The sequence below is a fragment of the Neisseria shayeganii genome, assembly GCF_014054965.1.
GTDB classification, from domain to species: Bacteria; Pseudomonadota; Gammaproteobacteria; order Burkholderiales; family Neisseriaceae; genus Eikenella; species Eikenella shayeganii.
The window spans coordinates 1-17,233 of record NZ_CP059567.1; the positions used below are offsets into that span (position 1 = coordinate 1).

Here is a 17,233-nt window from a genome sequence, read left to right on the forward strand (position 1 = left end):
GAGCCGTCAAAACAAACGAAAATGAGGAAAACTGATGCTTACCTGCAAACAAGCCGCCTCCCTGATTTCCCAAAGCCAAGACCGCCCGCTGAGCCGCAGCGAAAAATGGCGTTTGCGCCTGCACCTGTGTTTCTGCCCGCATTGCCGGCGCTATGAAAAACAGCTCGACACCATCCGCAGCAGCATGCGGCAGATGCGTGACGAACAGAAATAATCCCGTCCCGTTCAACACACACCGCACAGGCTACCTGAAACGCTTTCAGGTAGCCTGTTTTGCGACACGGGTTTTATGCTGCCTGACCGGCTCAAAGGTCTCAGGCCATGCTTTGGCACGGCCCCGGCCGAAGCGGCAGCACTCAGTCCAACCACTCTGCCAAAGCGGCGGTGGGGATGTCCCAACGCCAGATGCCTTCCGTTCCGTGCGGATTGAGGCCGCGCAGAAAGAGATAGCGGATGGCGATGGTGTCGGGCAGGGCGCGGCGCTGTTTCAGGTAGCGTGCGGCGGCCACGGCGTAAATGAGGGCCTGCAGATAATAATGGTGCTCGCTGACGGCGGCCGACATCGCCTCGGGGTGATAATCGCGCAAGCGCTTGCCCAAGTGGTTGGATTTGTAGTCGATTACCCACACGCGGCCTTGGGGGCTGCGGGCGATCAGGTCGATGAAGCCGTTGAGAAAACCGTTGACGGTGTGGAAGTCGAGGGCGGCCAGGTGGTCGGCGGCGTGCGGCGGCAGGCCGGTATCGCTGCGGGCGAACCAGCGTTGCAGGCGCGGCAGGCCGAAGTTTTCGATGTGCAGCACAAAGCCGGTTTCCGGCAGCCGCTCTGCGGGCAGGGTATCGGCCAGCGTGGCGCCGGCGTCCAATTCGGCTGCGGCGGCCGCGGCGGCCATCTCCAGCGCGGCGGCCAGATGGCTGTCGGGATCATAGCCGTAGCCGCGCAAAATATCGGCATAGGCCTCGGCCTGTTCGGCGGCGGGGCGGTTGAAATCGGTGTGTTCCAACACGGCATGCAGGCACACGCCGGCCCGAGCGCCGCGCGGGAAGGCCAACAGGGCGGTTTCGGGTACGGCTTCGCTTTCCCCGGCAGGGGCTGCGGATTGGTGTTCCAGCCAGTCTTGTTCAGGTAGCCCGTCTTCGGCGGTGGCGGCTTGGCGGGTCAGGCCGGTGAAGCTGGTGTGGCGGATAAAGCGCCACGGGCGCGGCGGCCAGGTACAGGCGCGGTAGCGGCCCTGCATCGGGTCGGTGGCGCGGTAGTCGGCTTCGGGCGGCTCGTCTTCCCGCCACTGCAGATCGCTGCTGGGGGCGGCGCTGATCAGGCTGTGCCAGGCCTGTTTCAAGGCTTCGGCCAGCGCTTGGTTTTTTAAGGCCTGCCAGCCGGCGCGGATGCGGTGGCAGTCGCCGTCTTCTTCGGCCAAGAGGTAGGCCAGCGCGTTGTCGGCGGTGCTGCTGCAGGCGGCTGCATACAGCACCAGCTCTTCGCGGGCGCGGGTGAGCGCCACATACAGCAGGCGCAGGCGTTCGCCCATGGCTTCTGCAAACAGCTGCTCCTGGTGCGCTTCGCTCAATTGTGCGCGCGCCAACAGCAGGCTGCGGCCGTTGTCCTGATGCAGCAGCGCCCACTCGGCGGTGTCTCGGCTGCTGGCGTCCCACACAAAGGGGCAGAACACCAGCGGATACTCCAAGCCTTTGGCCGCGTGCATGGTGACAATCTTCACCAGATTTTCGTCGCTTTCCAAACGCAGCATCCGCTCTTTGCCGATGCCGCGGCCGGCCTGGCGCGCCAGCCATTCGGGCAGGGCGGCGGGGGCGGGCAGATCGGCGGCCGCTTCGGCCGCCAGTTCGGCCAGCTGCCAGAAGTTGGTGAGACTGCGCTCGTTGCGGGTGGCGAGCAGATGGGCTTCCAAGCTGCTGGCGCGGGCGAAACGGGCGGCGGCAGCATACACGCCCTGCTGCTGCCACAGGTTGCGCGCGTCTTCGGCCAGCGCGATCCAGCCGGCCAGCGCGGCTTCGTTTTCGTTGAGTGCGGCCAAATCGGCGGCGGTGCGGCCGTAAAGCACGCTGCCGAGCAGAAAGCGCAGGTTTTCGGTGTGCTGCGGGTGCAGCCAAAACGACAGCATCACGCCGAAGGCACGCGCCTCTTCGCTGTCGAACACCGATTCCTGCTGCAGCAACACGCTGCGCACGCCGCGTTTTTTCAAGGCGCGGGCGGCCAGCGCGGCTTCGTTGTGGGTGCGCACCAACACGGCGATGTGTTGCGGCTCCAGTGGCCGGCCGTCCAGCAAGAGGCTACCTGAACGCGCACGGTTGAGGCGGTCGGCGATTTCGCGGGCGCAGAAATCGGCGGCACGCGCGTGCAGCACGTCTTTGGACGGCAGTTTGTCGTCGGCGCCGGCCGGCGGGTTGATCCAGCGCACCGTTACCGCCGCGCCCGGCGGCTGCAAAGCGCCCTGCGCCCGATGCGCGGCCACCGGCACATAGGGAATATCGGCCAGCACAAACGGCGCGGCGCGGCGCGAAAACAGGCGGCCGATGCCGTCCACCACCGCGCGGCTGCTGCGGTAGTTGGTGGCCAGGGTGTAGCGGCTGGGGGTGTTGGCGGCGGCATCGAGGTAGGCGTGGATGTCCGCCCCGCGGAAGCCGTAAATCGCCTGTTTGGGGTCGCCCACCAGAAACACCGGCAGCCCGCGGTCGATAAAGGCGGTTTTGAACACCGCGTATTGCAGCGGATCGGTGTCTTGAAACTCGTCAATCAGCGCCACCTGCCATTTCTGCGCCAGCGCCTCGGCCAAATCGGCGGCGCGGCTGCCTTCGGTCAGCGCGGTGTGCACGTCGAGCAGCAGGTCGTCGAAATCGCGCTGCGCCCGGCGCTGTTTGTCTTCGGCCAAGCGGCGGTTCAGGTAGCCCCAACAGGCCAACTTGAGACGCACCACGGCTTCGGCCTTGGCTTGCTCGATGGCGAGAAAACAGCGGCCGAATTCGGCCAGCGGGGCGAGGCCGGCGGCTTCGGCCTCGTCTATCTCTTTGCCTTTGTTGACGGCGTCTTTCAGGTAGCCTGCTTCAAATTTCAGCAGATTTTCGGGCTTGCTGAAACTGCGCCGGTGCAGGCCCGATTCGGCGGCTTGCGCCAATTCGGTAAACAGGGTGTCGAAGGTTTTGCCGTTGAATGTGCGTTTATTGAGCTGGGGGTGCAGCCGGCGGAAGCCGGCTTCCAACTGCGGCAGGGCATCGCGCACCGCCGCCCACGCAGCTTCGTAATCGGCCAACAGCGCGGGCAGGCGGTTTTCCGGCACCACCGCATCGAGAAAAGGGCGCTTCAGATACGGCGACAATTCGGCCAACACCGAAGCGGGCGTGAGTTTGAATTCCGCCGCCAACTCGGCATGCAGCGGGTGGTCGGCCACTTCTTCGCGCCAGAAATCCTGCGCCGCCAGCAGGCGGGCGGCGGGGTCGGCATCGCCCACCGTCAGCTCGAACGGCACGCCGCACAAAAAGGCGTAATCGCTGAGCACGCGCAGGCAGAAGCCGTGGATGGTGTAGATGGCGGCGGTGTCGAAACCGCTCAAGGCCGCCTGCACGCGGGCGGCCAGCACGTCGCGGCCGTGCTGCGCCGAAGCCTGCGCCAATAAGTCCTGCAACAGGGCATCGCCCGCCGCTTCCTCTCCCTCCTCTGCTTGCAGGCAGGCCGCCGCCTCACCCAAACGGGCGCGCAGACGGGTTTTCAGCTCGGCGGTGGCGGCTTCGGTGAAGGTGACCACCAAAATCTGTTCCACCGGCACGCCCTGCAACACCAGCCGCGTAAACAGGGCGGCGATGCCGTAGGTTTTGCCGGTGCCGGCGGAGGCTTCGATCAAATGGGCCTGCGGCTCAAGCAGGGGAACGGTGAGCGGGTTGAAAGCGTGCATGGAAAAACTCGGGAAGGGGTTTCAGGTAGCCTGCCGGTGGGCATGGCTGCGTGACGCGCTTGCGGTGCGGCAAGGTCTCGATCTTTAAAACCAGGCGGTTTCAGGTAGCCTCGGCGGCGGCGAAATAAAGATGCAGCGGCACCAACAGCTCGCGCACCAGATTCCAGAACAGCGGGGTTTCAATCGGTTCGGCTTCGTCGCGGCCGAATACCTGCGCCACTTCGGTGCGTTCGGCCTGCCCCGCGCTGAAACGGCCGCTGCGGTAGTCGCCGCGGGCGGCTTTGACGGCGGCATCCGGCGGGGTGTCGCTGTCTTCGGTGTAGGCGCGGGCGGCGGCGAGCGAGGTTTTGGCAAAAAAAGGCAGCGGGCGGCTGTGGCCCAAAGCGTAGTAATCTAACCAAGACGCCAGCCACGCCTGCGCCTGTTCGCGCTCAATCGGCGGCAGGGTGTGCGGGGCGGCGGCGCTGAGCCAATGGGTGTCGCGCGGCTGGCTGCCGCTGCCGGCGGCGCAATACACCAGATGCAGCAGCCACAGTTCCACCGTATCGGGAGCGTTAGGCGCGCCGCTGCGGTAGAGGATTTGGCCGTGTTGGTAAAGCTGGCTGAGGCTGCCGGTGAGCCGCCGGCCGCCGCAGGCAAGCTCGAAAGTCTGTGCCGGCAGGCGCGGGCTGTGCAGCAGTTCGCCGTTCAGCCGTTTGACGGCGCGGATGTCGGGCGCCTGCAGCAGGTGGCCGAGCAGGCCGGCGGGCACCAAGCCTTGGGCGGCGAGCTTGGCTTCGGTGTCGGCAAAATCCTGATGGCGGCGGCGGGCGTCCAGATATTGGCGGGCGACTTCGTTTGACGCTTCGATGGCATAGGGTTCGGCCGATTCTGCGGCTTCGTCGGCATACGGCTCGCGCCATTGCAGGGCGCGGCCGAGCCAATGGCGCACGGGGTTGCGCCAGAAGCGCAGCAGGTGCTCAAGGGGGATGGGATCGGGGCAGTCGGCCGCGGGCGGGCAGTCGCCGGCAAACGGTGCGGGCGGCTGCGGCAGGCGGTTGAGGGCTTCGGCGTAATCTTGCCGGCTGCTGCTCGGGCTACCTGAAAAATAGCGCGGCGAAAACGGCTGCAAGGGATGTTGGCGGATGTGCTGTTGGGCAAATTCGGCGCTGCTCTGCCCGCCCATCAGCGCCAGCACGTCGGCCAATTCGCTGAGCAGCGGTGAGGGGGCTAGGGCTTCGTCTTTGCGGCTGTCGCGGCCGATGTAGGAAAGATACAGCCGGCGGCGGGCGCTGAGCAGGGATTCGAGAAACAGGTAGCGGTCGTCGTCGCGGCGGGCGCGGTCGCCTTTGCGCGGGTGGCGGCTGATGAGGTCGAAGGCGGGAATCTGGGTTTGGCGCGGGAAGCGGCTGTCGTTCAAACCGAGTAGGCAGAGGGTGTCGAACGGCAGGCTGCGCATGGGCACCATGCCGCAGAAGGTGATGCCGCCGCGCAAAAAGCCGGCTTCGCCGCTGCCGGTGAAGAAGCGGGCCAAATGTTCGCAGGCGGTTTCGGGTGGCAGGGGTTTCAGGTAGCCTGCCAGCGCGCTTTCCGCCTGCCAGGCGGCCAAGTCGTTGTGCAGCTGTTGGCGGGCGGCTTGGTCGTCGGCATCGGCAGGTTCGCTGCCGGCGAGGTCATCCAGCAGGGCGTGCAGGCGTGCGCACCATTCGGCCGGCGCGGCATCGGTTTGCCACAGGGCATGATGGCGGCGCAAACAGGCCAACAGCTGCTGCCAACGCGCCTGCACGGCGGTGTGCGACCAATCGGCCGTCCACGGCAGTACGCCTTGCCACAGGCCGCTGTTTTCCGGCATCAGCCAGCCCAAGGCTGTGCGCTCGCTGCCCTGCTGCCAAGTGAAGGCCTCGCCGCTGCCGCCGTAGCGGCGGCGCATGTCGGCATCGCTGCCCCAGCGGATGTTCAGCTCGGCAATGCTGTGGCGCAGGTGGTCGGCATCGCGCTCGGAAAAATGCCAGTGGCGGCAGACGGCGGGCGAATCGAGCAGCGGCAGCACATAATCGGTTTCAAAACGGCTCTGCATCAGCGCCAGCAGCTGCTCGGCCAGCTGCATCAGGGCGGGACGGCGGCTGATTTTGACGTCGGCCACGCTGTAGGGCAGCGCGGGGCTGCCCGGCTGCTCCTCGCCGAACACGGCATGGATGTAGGGCGCATAGCTTTCGATGTCGGGGGTGAGCACGGCAATGTGGTGCGGCTGCAAATCGGCATCTTCCGCCAGCACGCCCAAGAGCCAGTCTTTCAAAATCTGCAATTCGCGCAGGCGGCTGTGGGCGGACTGGATGGTGATGCTGCCGTCCATCGCCGCGCTGCCGCGCTCGGGCAGGCTGAGGGTTTGGATGTCCTGCTGTACGCGCTGCAGCAGCGACGGGACTGCTGGCGGCGCGGGGAACCAGTCGTGCTGTTCGTCCACCCGCCCTTCGGCGGTGAGCATGTCGAAAAAGTCGCGCCCCTGTTTGCCCAAGGAGGCCAACAGCGGATGGCCGGCGGCCTCGGCATCGGGCAGCCCGCTGAGCGCCTGCCGGCGGGCGCTTTCGATGTCGCCCCAATAACGGCTGCTCGGGTTGACGGCAAAAATGTGCACCTCGGTGTGCTCGGCCAGGCGCTGCAGCAAATCCAGATACATCGGCGCCAGCGTGGCGATGCCGAATACCAGATAGCGCTCGGGCAGCTTGTCGGCCGACAGGGCAGCCAGCAACCGGCTGCGCTGTTCGGCACGGTGGCCGCCGCCGATGCCGTCTGCCGCCAGTAGGCGCCACAATTCGGCCTGCCAGATTTCATCCGCGCCCAAGCCCATGCTCTCGCCGTTTTCCCAAGCCGCCACCCAATCGGGGCGGTACACCAGATATTGGTCGAACACGTCGGCCAGTTTGCCGGCCAAGCGGTAGGGCGCGGTGCGGCTGCTGTTCAGGTAGCCTGCCAATGCGGCGTGTACTGCCGGCGGCAAATGGTCGCCCTGCAACAGCCGCAACAGCCGCCAGCGCATTACTTCGGGGGCAAACGGATTAAGCGCGGGGGTGTCGGGCAGAAAAGTGCGGGTCAGCCGCCAGCTCAGGGCCGCGGGCAGGCTGAAGCGCAGATTGGCGGCAATGCCGCTGCGCTCGGCCAGATAATGGTTGAGATAGCGGCGCATGCCTTGGCTCTGCACCACGATTTCTTCCGGCGCAAAAGCGCCTTGCAAAGGGGCGTGCTGCATCAAGGCCACGGCGGTTTCGGCCAGAATTTCCAGCCGGTTGGATTGGTAGAGGAGGAGCATGGACGGCAATCGGGAAACGGAGAAACAGCATTATAGCGGAGGGCCGGCCGTGGGCAGCACAAACACAATCAAGGCTACCTGAAAGGCAGGCTGCTCCGCATCTACCCGCAGATGGCGGCAACGGTTTCAGCTAGCCCGAGACCTTTGCAAAACCCCCATCTGCGGCGCATTTCTGCGTTGTGCGCTGCTCGCTCGCTTGTCTATCTATATGATATGTCTGCACTCACTGCGCTGCTACGCCTTGAACTGCATCCACATCTGGGGGTTTTGCAAAGGTCTCAGCCCGCTGGGGGAGCAAAGCTGCAGCATGGTTGGATGCAAGAAAGGCTACCTGAAACGGTTCAGGTAGCCTTTGGCAGACAACAGACGGTTGAATCTTAGTCTTTTTTGTCTTTCACTTCTTCGAATTCGGCATCCACCACATCATCGTCGGCTTTGCCGCCGGCAGCCTGTTCGCCGCCTTGGGCCGCTTGCGCCTGGGCTTGGGCGTCGGCATACAGCATCTCGCCCAGTTTTTGGCTGGCGGTGCCCAAAGCTTCGGCTTTGGCATCGATGTCGGCTTTGTCGTCGCCTTTCACGGCTTCTTCGGCGTCTTTCACCGCGGCTTCGATTTTCTCTTTCTCGGCAGCGTCGAGTTTGTCGCCGTAGTCGGCCAGCGATTTTTTCACCGAGTGGATCAGGGCTTCGGCTTGGTTGCGGCTTTGTACCAGCTCCATCAGTTTTTTGTCTTCTTCGGCGTTGGCTTCGGCGTCTTTCACCATGCGCTCGATTTCTTCCTCGGAGAGGCCGGACGACCCTTGGATGGTGATGTTGGCCGCTTTGCCGGTGCCTTTGTCTTTGGCCGAAACGTGCAGAATGCCGTTAGCGTCGATGTCGAAGGTCACTTCAATCTGCGGCATGCCGCGCGGAGCGGGTGCGATGTCGCCCAAGTTGAACTGGCCCAGCGATTTGTTGGCGCTGGCGCGTTCGCGCTCGCCCTGCAGCACGTGGATGGTCACGGCAGACTGGTTGTCCTCGGCGGTAGAGAACACTTGCGAAGCTTTGGTGGGAATGGTGGTGTTTTTGGTGATGAGTTTGGTCATCACGCCGCCCATGGTTTCGATGCCCAGCGACAGCGGGGTCACGTCGAGCAGCAACACGTCGCTGCGGCCGCCGCCCAATACTTCGCCTTGAATCGCGGCACCCACGGCCACGGCTTCGTCGGGGTTCACGTCTTTGCGCGGCTCTTTGCCGAAGAAGTCTTTCACCGCTTCCTGCACTTTGGGCATGCGGGTTTGGCCGCCCACCAAAATCACGTCGTCGATTTCGTTCACGCTCAGGCCGGCGTCTTTAATCGCCACGCGGCAAGGCTCGATGGAGCGGGCCACCAAGTCTTCCACCAGGCTTTCGAATTTGGCGCGGGTAATCTTCATTGCCAAGTGTTTCGGGCCGGTGGCGTCCATGGTGATGTAGGGCAGGTTGATTTCGGTCTGCTGGCCGCTGGAAAGCTCGATTTTGGCTTTTTCGGCCGCTTCTTTCAGGCGTTGCAGCGCCATCACGTCGTTTTTCAGATCGATGCCCTGTTCTTTTTTGAACTCGGCAATGATGTAGTCGATCAGGCGTTGGTCGAAGTCTTCGCCGCCCAAGAAGGTGTCGCCGTTGGTGGCCAATACTTCGAACTGTTTCTCGCCGTCCACATCGGCAATTTCGATGATGGAAATATCGAAGGTGCCGCCGCCCAAGTCGTAAACGGCAATTTTGCGGTCGCCTTTTTCGTTTTTGTCCATACCGAAGGCCAAAGCGGCAGCGGTCGGCTCGTTGATGATGCGCTTCACTTCCAAGCCGGCGATACGGCCGGCGTCTTTGGTAGCTTGGCGTTGGCTGTCGTTGAAGTAGGCCGGCACGGTAATCACCGCTTCGGTAACGGTTTCGCCCAAATAGGCTTCGGCGGCCTGTTTCATTTTGCGCAGCACTTCGGCCGAAATTTGCGGCGGAGACAGCTCTTTGCCCTGCGCTTTCACCCAAGCGTCGCCGTTGGCGGCTTTGATGATGTCGAAAGGCATGGTTTCGATGTCGCGCTGAACTTCTTTGTCTTCAAATTTGTGGCCGATCAGGCGTTTGGCCGCGTAGATGGTGTTTTTCGGATTGGTGACCGCCTGGCGTTTGGCCGGCGCACCCACCAAAATTTCGCCGCCGTCCAAATAGGCCACGATGGAGGGGGTAGTGCGGGCGCCTTCGGCGTTTTCAATCACTTTGGTTTGGCCGTTTTCGGAAATGGCCAGGCAGGAATTGGTTGTACCTAAGTCGATACCGATGACTTTTGCCATAATGTATGTACTCCTTGAGTTTGAATATTCAGGGGTTTTCTATTTATGTTGCACCGCAAGGTGCGTTGACTTGAGCACTAAATGGGTTTGCGGTGCCGTTTTTCAAGACTTGGGCCGGAAAGCGATTCAGTGCCCTGTTTTCTATAGAAATAAAGGCTACCTGAAAGCCCTCTGCCCTCGGCGGGGATGTTTTCAGGTAGCCTGGACGGCCGTCGTCTGCCGTTCCTAATCGTATGGGCGCAGGCACGCGGTTATGCCGTTAATGCGGATGGGAATCGACGGGGGGTTAGGGCTTGGGTTTTTCCGGGCGCACCCAGCCGGCGATGGTGGTTTGGCGGCCGCGGGCCACGGTCAGTTCGCCCGCCGGGCAGTTTTTGGTGATCACGCTGCCGGCGCCGGTGGTGGCGCGGTCGCCCACGGTGACCGGCGCCACCAGCACGGTGTCGGAGCCGATGCGCACTTCGTTGCCGATGACGGTGCGGTATTTGTGGACGCCGTCGTAATTGGCGGTGATGGTGCCGGCGCCGATGTTGCTGCCGCTGCCGATGTCGGCGTCGCCCAGATAACTGAGGTGGTTGGCCTTGCTGCCTTGGCCGATGACGCTGTTTTTCACTTCCACGAAATTGCCGATGTGTACCGCTTCAGCGAGGCGGGTGCCGGGGCGCAGGCGGGCAAACGGGCCGATGCGGGCGTCGGCGCCGATGTCGCAGTCTTCCAGATGGCTGAAAGGGGCGATGCGGGTGCCGGCGGCGATGCGGGCGTTTTTGAGCACGCAATGGGCGCCGATTTCCACCTGGTCGCCCAACACCACTTCGCCTTCCAGCACCACGTTGACGTCAATCACCACGTCCTGCCCGTGTTGCAGGCGGCCGCGCAGGTCGAAACGGGCGGGGTCGCGCAGGGTGAGGCCGGCGGCGAGCAGGGCTTGCGCCTGTTCGCGCTGGAAAATGCGTTCCAATTCGGCCAGCTGCGCCTTGTTGTTGACGCCGGCGGCCAGGTGCGAGCGGGCTACCTGAAGCGGATGCACGGCAATGCCGTCGCGACGGGCCAGCGCAATTAGGTCGGTCAGATAGTATTCGCCTTGGGCGTTGTTGCTGGAGAGCTGTTCCAGCCAGCCGGCCAGCCGGGCATTGGGCAGCACCAGAATGCCGGTGTTGATTTCGGTAATGGCTTTTTGCGCGGCGTCGGCATCTTTTTCTTCCACAATCGCCGCCACCTGGCCTTGGTCGCGGATGATGCGGCCGTAGCCGGTGGGGTTGTCGAGCACGTCGGTGAGCAGGCCTACGTCGTCGCCGGCGGCATCCAGCAGGGCTTGCAGGGTGGCGGCATCAATCAGCGGCACGTCGCCGTACAGCACCAAGGTGCGGCCTTCAGCCGGCAGATGCGGCAGCGCCATTTTGACTGCGTGGCCGGTGCCCAGTTGTTCGGTTTGTTCCACCCAGTTCACTTCGCGCTGCACCCGCGCGCGCACCGCTTCTTTGCCGTGGCCGATGACCACGCTGATGCTGTGCGGATTGAGGGAGCGGGCGGTGTCGATCACGCGCTGCACCATCGGCTCGCCGCCGATTTCGTGCAGCACTTTGGGCAGTTGGGAATACATGCGGGTGCCTTTGCCCGCGGCGAGGATGACGATGTGTAGGGACATGGTGTGCTCTTGAATTGAGTGGGATGCGGACGGAGGCCGGTGCCAAACCCCATCGGCAGCGCATTTCTGCCTGGTGCGGTGATGCCATATGGGGCTGCCTGCTGCGTTGCTAGGCTTGGAACGGCACTACAGCTGGATTTGGTAAAGGCTTCAGGCTACCTGAAAACCGCGGATGGGATCGGTTGTTGACGGCGTGGCGTGCTGCTGGGTGCGGCAGCTTTCGCGGCAGAACCCGCGTATGCCGGCTTCCGGGCGGTACGCCTCCGGTTTTCAGGTAGCCTGAAAGCTTGAGACCTTTGCAAAACCCCCATCTGCGGCGCATTTCTGCGTTGTGCGTTTATGCCCTATGGGTACTGCTCGCTCACTTGCCTATCTATATGATATGTCTGTCCCACAGGGATTCCTGACGTTCACGTTCGCTGCGCTGCTACGCCTTGAACTGCATCCACATCTGGGGGTTTTGCAAAGGTCTCAGCCTGTCTAAATAATCAAACGGTTCGGGCAGCCGTGATGGCCATCATTGGGCGGGGGTCGCCGCTTCGTTGTGCCAGGTGGCGCCGCGCACCTCGCTGCCGTGCCGTTCGCGTTGGAGCGGCACGGCTTGCGGGCGGTGTTGGTTGTAGCGTTGGTCGCGGGCGAAGGTACCGTCTTGGTACACCACCGGTGTGCCGGGCGCATAGCGCTGGCGCAGCGAGGTGCGGCCTTCGGCGTTTTCATAGGTTTCCCAGGTGCAGGCAGACAGGGCCAGCAAGGCAAGCAACAGGGCGGTGTGGCGCATGGCGGTTCCTTTGTGTCACGGAGTGTGGTTTGGTCGGCATTTTAGCCGATAGCATTCGGTTTGAAAAACCGATGCGCGGAAAAAGAAGACGGGTTTCAGGTAGCCTGCGGGGCTGCCTGAAACCTGCTGCTGTGCAAGCCGTGGTCGGGAATCGGCAAAGAATGCGGTGTGGTTTAGTGGGCTGCCGTCCCGTCGTCGTGTACGCAGCCCATGGCTTGCGCCATTTCGTCAAACTGCTGGCTGACGGCGCGGCAGGTGTCGGCATCAGCGGGCAGCAGCTCGGCGCGGGTGGCTTCCAGCGATTGTTGCAGCAGGGCGGCACGTTCGGCTGGTGCGCGGGCGAAACAGCGGCGGGCGCGTTGGAAATAGGCTTCGCAAATCGGGTGCATGCCGTCGGCGCCGTACACCAGCGGCTCGGCAGGTGCTTCAGGCTCAGCGTAGTGGGTTTCCGTTTCGGATTGGGGCAGCGGGGTGTCGGCAGAGGCGGGCGCGGGCACCGCTTCGGAAACCGTCAACGCAGGCGGTTCGGCGGCGGGAGACGGCTCAAAAGCGGCCGAAGACACTGCCGAAGCGGCCGTGTCTTCGGCCGAGGGGCCGCAAGCGGCCAGCAGGAGGCAGAACGGCAATAAAAAGCGGGAACGGAGTGTCATCGGGTATACGGTCAGGCCGGGGCAGCCGGGATGGGCTACCTGAAAGTTGGGCGGTGGCGGTTTTAGGCGCGGCTATCGAGCGCGGCCAGCAACTTGGCGTGGATGCCGCCGAAGCCGCCGTTGCTCATCACCAGAATCTGGTCGCCCGGCTTGGCATCTGCAACAATGGCGGCCACGAAGGCGTCGAAGTCCCGGCCCACGTGCAGCTTGCCGCCCAAGGGCGCCAGCGCGGCTTCCACGTCCCAATCCACGCCGCCGGCATAGCAGAAAACGTGGTCGGCCTGGTTGAGGCTCTCGGGCAGGGCGGCTTTCATGGTGCCCAGCTTCATGGTGTTGGAACGCGGCTCCAGCACCGCCAAAATGCGCGCGGCGCCCACTTTCTGGCGCAGGCCGGCCACGGTGGTGGCGATGGCGGTGGGGTGGTGGGCGAAATCGTCGTACACGGTAATGCCGCGCACCGTGCCTTTGATTTCCATGCGCCGTTTGACGTTTTTAAACGCGCCCAAGGCTTCGCAGGCTACCTGAACATCGACGCCGGCATGGCGGGCGGCGGCCACCACCGCCAAGGCGTTCAGGCGGTTGTGTTCGCCGAGCAAATCCCAGGCCACGCGGCCGACCACGCGGCCGTTGAGGCAGACTTCAAAGCCGCCGTTGTCATCGACGGCGCCAATCTGCCAGCCGCTGTCGCCGCCGAATGCGGCCACCGGCGTCCAGCAGCCGCGCGCCAGCGTGTCTTGCAGGGCGGCTTCGCGGCCGTTGCACACCAGCAGGCCTTCGCCGGGCACGGTGCGCACCAAGTGATGGAACTGGGTTTGGATGGCATTCAAGTCGGGGAAAATATCGGCGTGGTCGTATTCGAGGTTGTTCAGAATCAGCGTGCGTGGGCGGTAGTGTACGAATTTGGAGCGTTTGTCGAAGAAGGCGGTGTCGTATTCGTCGGCCTCGATCACGAAAAACGGCGAGCGCGATGCAGGGTCTTGGCGCGGCGTTTGCGGCAGACGGGCGGACACGCTGAAGTTTTGCGGCACGCCGCCAATCAGAAAGCCCGGCGCCAGGCCGGCATAATCCAGCACCCAGGCCAGCATGGAGGCGGTGGTGGTTTTGCCGTGGGTGCCGGCCACGCCGAGCACCCAGCGCCCCTGCAACACATGCTCGGCCAGCCATTGCGGGCCGGAAACATAGGGCAGGCCGCGGTTGAGAATGGCCTCCACCACCGGCATGCCGCGTTTGGCCACATTGCCGATCACATATACATCGGCGGCATAGTCGGCCAACTGCTCGGCATCAAAGCCCTCGTGCACGGCAATGCCCAAGGCTTCGAGCTGGGTGCTCATCGGCGGATACATTTTGGCGTCGCAGCCGGTAACGCTGAAGCCCGCCTCTTTGGCCAACGCGGCCAGGCCGCCCATAAAGGTGCCGCCGATGCCGATGATGTGGATGTGTTTCATGATCGATGCCCTGCAAACCGGAAAAAACGCATTATAGCGGCATCGCCGCAAAAGCCCTAAGGCTTTGCGGGCGCAGCGCCCGGTGGCGGCCCTCTGATTGGGGAACGCCTTAGCCAAAGCCGCCGAATTGGCTTAAAATACGGCCTTTTTTATCTCCGCCGCCGGCTTTCAGGTAGCCTCAGGCCTTACCCACGGATTTTCCCATGAGCGAACAACACACTCCGCAGACCGACGATGTCCAATTGGACGAAAACCAGATCATCGCCCTGCGCCGCGACAAGCTGCACGAGCTGCGCGGCAAAGGCCCCGCCTTCCCCAACGATTTCCGGCGCGACAGCTTTGCCGGCGATCTGCACGCCCAATACGACGCCCTGAGCAAAGACGAGCTCGATCCGCAAGGCATTCCGGTCAAAGTGGCCGGCCGCATGATGCTCAAGCGCGCCATGGGCAAAGCCAGCTTCGCCACCCTGCAGGACATGAGCGGCCAAATCCAGCTCTACATCAACAACCAAGGCGTGGGAGAAGAAGCGCACAACGACTTCAAACACTGGGACATGGGCGACATCGTCGGCGCCGAAGGCACGCTGTTCAAAACCAACCACGGCGAGCTGACCGTGCGCGTGTCTGCCGTCCGCCTGCTCACCAAATCGCTGCGCCCGCTGCCCGACAAACACAAAGGCTTGAGCGATCAGGAAACCAAATACCGCCAACGCTATGTGGACTTGATCGCCAACGAAGCCTCGCGCGATATTTTTGTGAAACGCAGCCAAATCGTGCAGGCGATTCGGCAATTTATGGTGGACGAACGCTATTTGGAAGTGGAAACCCCCATGATGCACCCGATTCCCGGCGGGGCGGCGGCCAAGCCCTTCATCACCCACCACAACGCGCTCGATATGCCGCTGTATCTGCGCATCGCGCCCGAGCTGTATTTGAAACGGCTGGTGGTGGGCGGCTTGGAGCGCGTGTTCGAAATCAACCGCAATTTCCGCAACGAAGGCATGTCGGTGCGCCACAACCCCGAATTCACCATGATGGAATTCTACGAAGCGTTTGCCGACTACCAACGCATGATGGCGCTCACCGAAAGCATCATCCGCCAAGCCGCCGTGGCCGCCTGCGGCCGCGCCAAAATCGAATACAACGGCCGCGAAGTGGATTTGGAAAGCCCGTTTGAACGCCTCACCATTTTGCAGGCGATCAAAAAATTCAATCCGCACTACACCGACGAGCAGCTCAACGATGCCGAATGGCTGAAGCAGGAAATCGTCAAACACGGCGAAAGCCTGCCGCCCTCGCCCGGCATCGGCAGCCTGCAGCTGGCGCTGTTTGAAGGTTGCGCCGAAAGCAAATTGTGGCAGCCCACCTTCATCATCGATTATCCGGTGGAAGTGTCGCCGCTGGCGCGAGCCTCCGACACCCAGCCCGGCCTCACCGAACGCTTCGAGCTGTTTGTGGTCGGCCGCGAGCTGGCCAACGGCTATTCGGAATTGAACGACCCCGAAGACCAAGCCGCCCGCTTCAAAGCGCAAGTGGCGCAGAAAGACGCCGGTGACGACGAAGCCATGCACTACGACGCCGACTACATCCGCGCCATGGAATACGGCCTGCCGCCCACCGGCGGCTGCGGCATCGGCATCGACCGCTTGGTGATGCTGCTCACCGATGCGCAAACCATCCGCGATGTGGTGCTGTTCCCGCAAATGCGGCCGGAATAAACCGCTCCAACAAAGAAACAGGCTACCTGAAAGTTTTCAGGTAGCCTGTTTCTTTGTTGGTGTCACCGGTGTAAAGAGGGTGGCGGAGTTTGTGAGCGGCATGAGACCTTTGCAAAACCTTCAGATGTGGATGCAGTTCAAGGCGTAGCAGCGCAGTGAGTGCAGACATATCAGATAGATAGGCAAGCGAGCGAGCAGCGCACAACGCAGAAATGCGCCGCAGATGAGGGTTTTGCAAAGGTCTCGGCATGGGTTTTGATGGCAAAGTGGTGTCAGGTTGATGGAAGTGTAAGTTAGCGCAGCAGTTGGGTAGGCAGAGAACAACAAAAGGCTACCTGAAACGCTTTCAGGTAGCCTTTGCGTCATGCGGCGGGAGCTTAGGGTCTGTCCGCTTCTTGGGTGACAAAGCCCACTTTGCTCAGGCCGGCGTCGCGCACGGCGCTTAGGGCGTCTTCCACCCGTTCGAAAGGCACGTTTTTGTCGGCGGCAATCGCAATCACGGTATCGGGGTTTTCCTTGCCGATTTGCAGCAGGCGCGCTTCCAAATCTTTGAAGGGCAGCGCTTCGCCTTCAGCCAAGTGGTATTGGCCGTCGGCATTGATGCTGATGCGCAGCGGGTCTTTGGGCTGCGGCTGGTTTTCCCGCTGCTGTTTTTCCGAAGCGGTGGGCAGCTGTAGGGGCACGGAATGGGTCATCACCGGCATGGTGATCATGAAAACGATCAGCAACACCAGCATCACGTCCACCAGCGGGGTGACGTTGATGTCGGCCATCGGGGCGTCGTCGCCCTCGTTCATCGAACCGAAAGCCATGGCTTTACTCCTTGTCGTTCATCAGCTTGACGTGCAGGTCGTAGGCGTAGGTGTCCAATACCTGTGCCACTTTTTTGTTGTGGTGCACGATGAAGTTGTAGGCCAATACGGCGGGAATGGCGGCGAACAGGCCGATGGCGGTGGCCACCAGCGCTTCGCCGATGGGACCGGCCACGGTGGCGATGTTCACTTGGCCCTGCAGGCTGATGTTGTGCAGAGCGCGGTAAATGCCCCAAACGGTGCCGAGCAGGCCGATAAACGGGGCGGTGGCGCCTACGGAGGCGAGGATGGTGAGACCGCCGTTCAGCGGGCGTTTGATGTTGGTGAGTTGGTTGCGGATGTGCTGCACCAGATAGTCGGCCAGCGGAATGGTGGTCAGCGGGCTGCCGCTGCAGGCGCGGTATTGGCGGGCGGCGGCCACGGCGGATTCGGTCAGTTCGCTCAACGGTGAGGGGTGGGCCTTGGCCTTGCGCAGCATGTCTTCAACATTGCTTGACGTGGCCACGGCTTCTACGGTGCCGCGGCAGGCATGTTTGATTTTGTGCAGCTTGATGGCGCGCATGATGATGATCCACCAAGTGACGATGCTCATCAGCACCAAGATCAGGAAAACGGCAATCAAGACGGCGTCGCCGTGTTTGAAAACTTGTAATAAATCCATGGATGTTCCTATGTGTAGCAATCAAGT

Annotated in this window: 12 protein-coding genes and 2 pseudogenes; 4 read left to right on the forward strand and 10 right to left on the reverse strand. The window is 62.8% G+C overall.

Annotation, left to right across the window (positions count from 1 at the left end):
- The first annotated feature begins 34 nt into the window (after nt 1-34).
- Nucleotides 35-214 carry a zf-HC2 domain-containing protein gene (locus tag H3L94_RS00005; RefSeq protein WP_182122153.1) on the forward strand — a complete coding sequence of 60 codons (180 nt, stop codon included), beginning with the start codon at nt 35-37 and terminating at the stop codon, nt 212-214.
- 142 nt (nt 215-356) lie between these two features.
- Here H3L94_RS00005 and recB read toward each other — a convergent pair whose 3' ends face one another.
- Nucleotides 357-3,902, reverse strand: coding sequence for an exodeoxyribonuclease V subunit beta (gene recB / locus H3L94_RS00010; protein WP_182122154.1), 3,546 nt, complete (start codon nt 3,900-3,902; stop codon nt 357-359).
- 100 nt (nt 3,903-4,002) lie between these two features.
- Nucleotides 4,003-7,188 carry an exodeoxyribonuclease V subunit gamma gene (gene recC, locus H3L94_RS00015; protein WP_182122155.1) on the reverse strand — a complete coding sequence of 1,062 codons (3,186 nt, stop codon included), beginning with the start codon at nt 7,186-7,188 and terminating at the stop codon, nt 4,003-4,005.
- Between the two features lie 111 nt (nt 7,189-7,299).
- On the opposite strand from recC, the pseudogene H3L94_RS12805 reads away from it, so the two are divergent.
- Nucleotides 7,300-7,473: pseudogene (locus H3L94_RS12805) on the forward strand (lipoprotein signal peptidase); the annotation flags it as partial.
- A 92-nt stretch (nt 7,474-7,565) separates the two neighbouring features.
- Here the strand turns inward: H3L94_RS12805 and dnaK are convergent.
- Together dnaK and glmU are read right to left on the reverse strand one after the other, a co-directional pair.
- Nucleotides 7,566-9,494 carry a molecular chaperone DnaK gene (gene dnaK, locus H3L94_RS00020; protein WP_009119251.1) on the reverse strand — a complete coding sequence of 643 codons (1,929 nt, stop codon included), beginning with the start codon at nt 9,492-9,494 and terminating at the stop codon, nt 7,566-7,568.
- A 286-nt stretch (nt 9,495-9,780) separates the two neighbouring features.
- On the reverse strand, nt 9,781-11,139 hold the full coding sequence (gene glmU, locus H3L94_RS00025) for a bifunctional UDP-N-acetylglucosamine diphosphorylase/glucosamine-1-phosphate N-acetyltransferase GlmU (RefSeq protein ID WP_182122156.1): 1,359 nt from the start codon (nt 11,137-11,139) through the stop codon (nt 9,781-9,783).
- A gap of 296 nt (nt 11,140-11,435) precedes the next feature.
- On the opposite strand from glmU, the pseudogene H3L94_RS12120 reads away from it, so the two are divergent.
- A pseudogene (locus H3L94_RS12120) lies at nt 11,436-11,623 on the forward strand (ATP-dependent exonuclease).
- A 33-nt stretch (nt 11,624-11,656) separates the two neighbouring features.
- On the opposite strand, the gene H3L94_RS00030 reads toward H3L94_RS12120, so the two are convergent.
- The 3 genes from H3L94_RS00030 to mpl all read right to left on the reverse strand — a co-directional run bounded on the left by H3L94_RS00030 (nt 11,657) and on the right by mpl (nt 14,015).
- Nucleotides 11,657-11,917 (reverse strand): hypothetical protein, encoded by a 261-nt coding sequence (locus tag H3L94_RS00030; protein ID WP_182122157.1) that lies wholly within the window; start codon nt 11,915-11,917, stop codon nt 11,657-11,659.
- A 173-nt stretch (nt 11,918-12,090) separates the two neighbouring features.
- Nucleotides 12,091-12,567 carry a hypothetical protein gene (locus tag H3L94_RS00035; RefSeq protein WP_182122158.1) on the reverse strand — a complete coding sequence of 159 codons (477 nt, stop codon included), beginning with the start codon at nt 12,565-12,567 and terminating at the stop codon, nt 12,091-12,093.
- Nucleotides 12,568-12,629: 62 nt separating this feature from the next.
- Nucleotides 12,630-14,015 carry a UDP-N-acetylmuramate:L-alanyl-gamma-D-glutamyl-meso-diaminopimelate ligase gene (gene mpl / locus H3L94_RS00040; protein WP_182122159.1) on the reverse strand — a complete coding sequence of 462 codons (1,386 nt, stop codon included), beginning with the start codon at nt 14,013-14,015 and terminating at the stop codon, nt 12,630-12,632.
- 203 nt (nt 14,016-14,218) lie between these two features.
- On the opposite strand from mpl, the gene lysS reads away from it, so the two are divergent.
- Nucleotides 14,219-15,733: a lysine--tRNA ligase gene (gene lysS / locus H3L94_RS00045; RefSeq protein WP_182122160.1), complete on the forward strand. Its 1,515-nt coding sequence runs from the start codon at nt 14,219-14,221 to the stop codon at nt 15,731-15,733.
- Between the two features lie 22 nt (nt 15,734-15,755).
- On the opposite strand, the gene H3L94_RS12125 is transcribed toward lysS, so the two are convergent.
- From H3L94_RS12125 to H3L94_RS00055, 3 genes are all read right to left on the reverse strand, one after another.
- Nucleotides 15,756-15,983 carry a lipoprotein signal peptidase gene (locus H3L94_RS12125; RefSeq protein ID WP_244958774.1) on the reverse strand — a complete coding sequence of 76 codons (228 nt, stop codon included), beginning with the start codon at nt 15,981-15,983 and terminating at the stop codon, nt 15,756-15,758.
- Nucleotides 15,984-16,110: 127 nt separating this feature from the next.
- The gene (locus H3L94_RS00050; RefSeq protein WP_182122161.1) at nt 16,111-16,545 is read right to left on the reverse strand and encodes an ExbD/TolR family protein; all 435 of its coding nucleotides are present in this window, start codon (nt 16,543-16,545) and stop codon (nt 16,111-16,113) included.
- Nucleotides 16,546-16,549: 4 nt separating this feature from the next.
- Nucleotides 16,550-17,206: a MotA/TolQ/ExbB proton channel family protein gene (locus H3L94_RS00055; RefSeq protein ID WP_182122162.1), complete on the reverse strand. Its 657-nt coding sequence runs from the start codon at nt 17,204-17,206 to the stop codon at nt 16,550-16,552.
- Nucleotides 17,207-17,233: the final 27 nt, after the last annotated feature.

Bases quoted from the DNA above. Each gene is read 5' to 3' on its own strand.
- H3L94_RS00055 (WP_182122162.1), bottom strand. From the start codon at position 17,206: ATGGATTTATTACAAGTTTTCAAACACGGCGACGCCGTCTTGATTGCC.
- H3L94_RS00005 (WP_182122153.1), top strand. From the start codon at position 35: ATGCTTACCTGCAAACAAGCCGCCTCCCTGATTTCCCAAAGCCAAGAC.
- H3L94_RS00050 (WP_182122161.1), bottom strand. From the start codon at position 16,545: ATGGCTTTCGGTTCGATGAACGAGGGCGACGACGCCCCGATGGCCGAC.
- H3L94_RS00035 (WP_182122158.1), bottom strand. From the start codon at position 12,567: ATGACACTCCGTTCCCGCTTTTTATTGCCGTTCTGCCTCCTGCTGGCC.
- recC (WP_182122155.1), bottom strand. From the start codon at position 7,188: ATGCTCCTCCTCTACCAATCCAACCGGCTGGAAATTCTGGCCGAAACC.
- glmU (WP_182122156.1), bottom strand. From the start codon at position 11,139: ATGTCCCTACACATCGTCATCCTCGCCGCGGGCAAAGGCACCCGCATG.
- H3L94_RS00030 (WP_182122157.1), bottom strand. From the start codon at position 11,917: ATGCGCCACACCGCCCTGTTGCTTGCCTTGCTGGCCCTGTCTGCCTGC.
- recB (WP_182122154.1), bottom strand. From the start codon at position 3,902: ATGCACGCTTTCAACCCGCTCACCGTTCCCCTGCTTGAGCCGCAGGCC.
- dnaK (WP_009119251.1), bottom strand. From the start codon at position 9,494: ATGGCAAAAGTCATCGGTATCGACTTAGGTACAACCAATTCCTGCCTG.
- lysS (WP_182122160.1), top strand. From the start codon at position 14,219: ATGAGCGAACAACACACTCCGCAGACCGACGATGTCCAATTGGACGAA.
- H3L94_RS12125 (WP_244958774.1), bottom strand. From the start codon at position 15,983: ATGCCGAGACCTTTGCAAAACCCTCATCTGCGGCGCATTTCTGCGTTG.
- mpl (WP_182122159.1), bottom strand. From the start codon at position 14,015: ATGAAACACATCCACATCATCGGCATCGGCGGCACCTTTATGGGCGGC.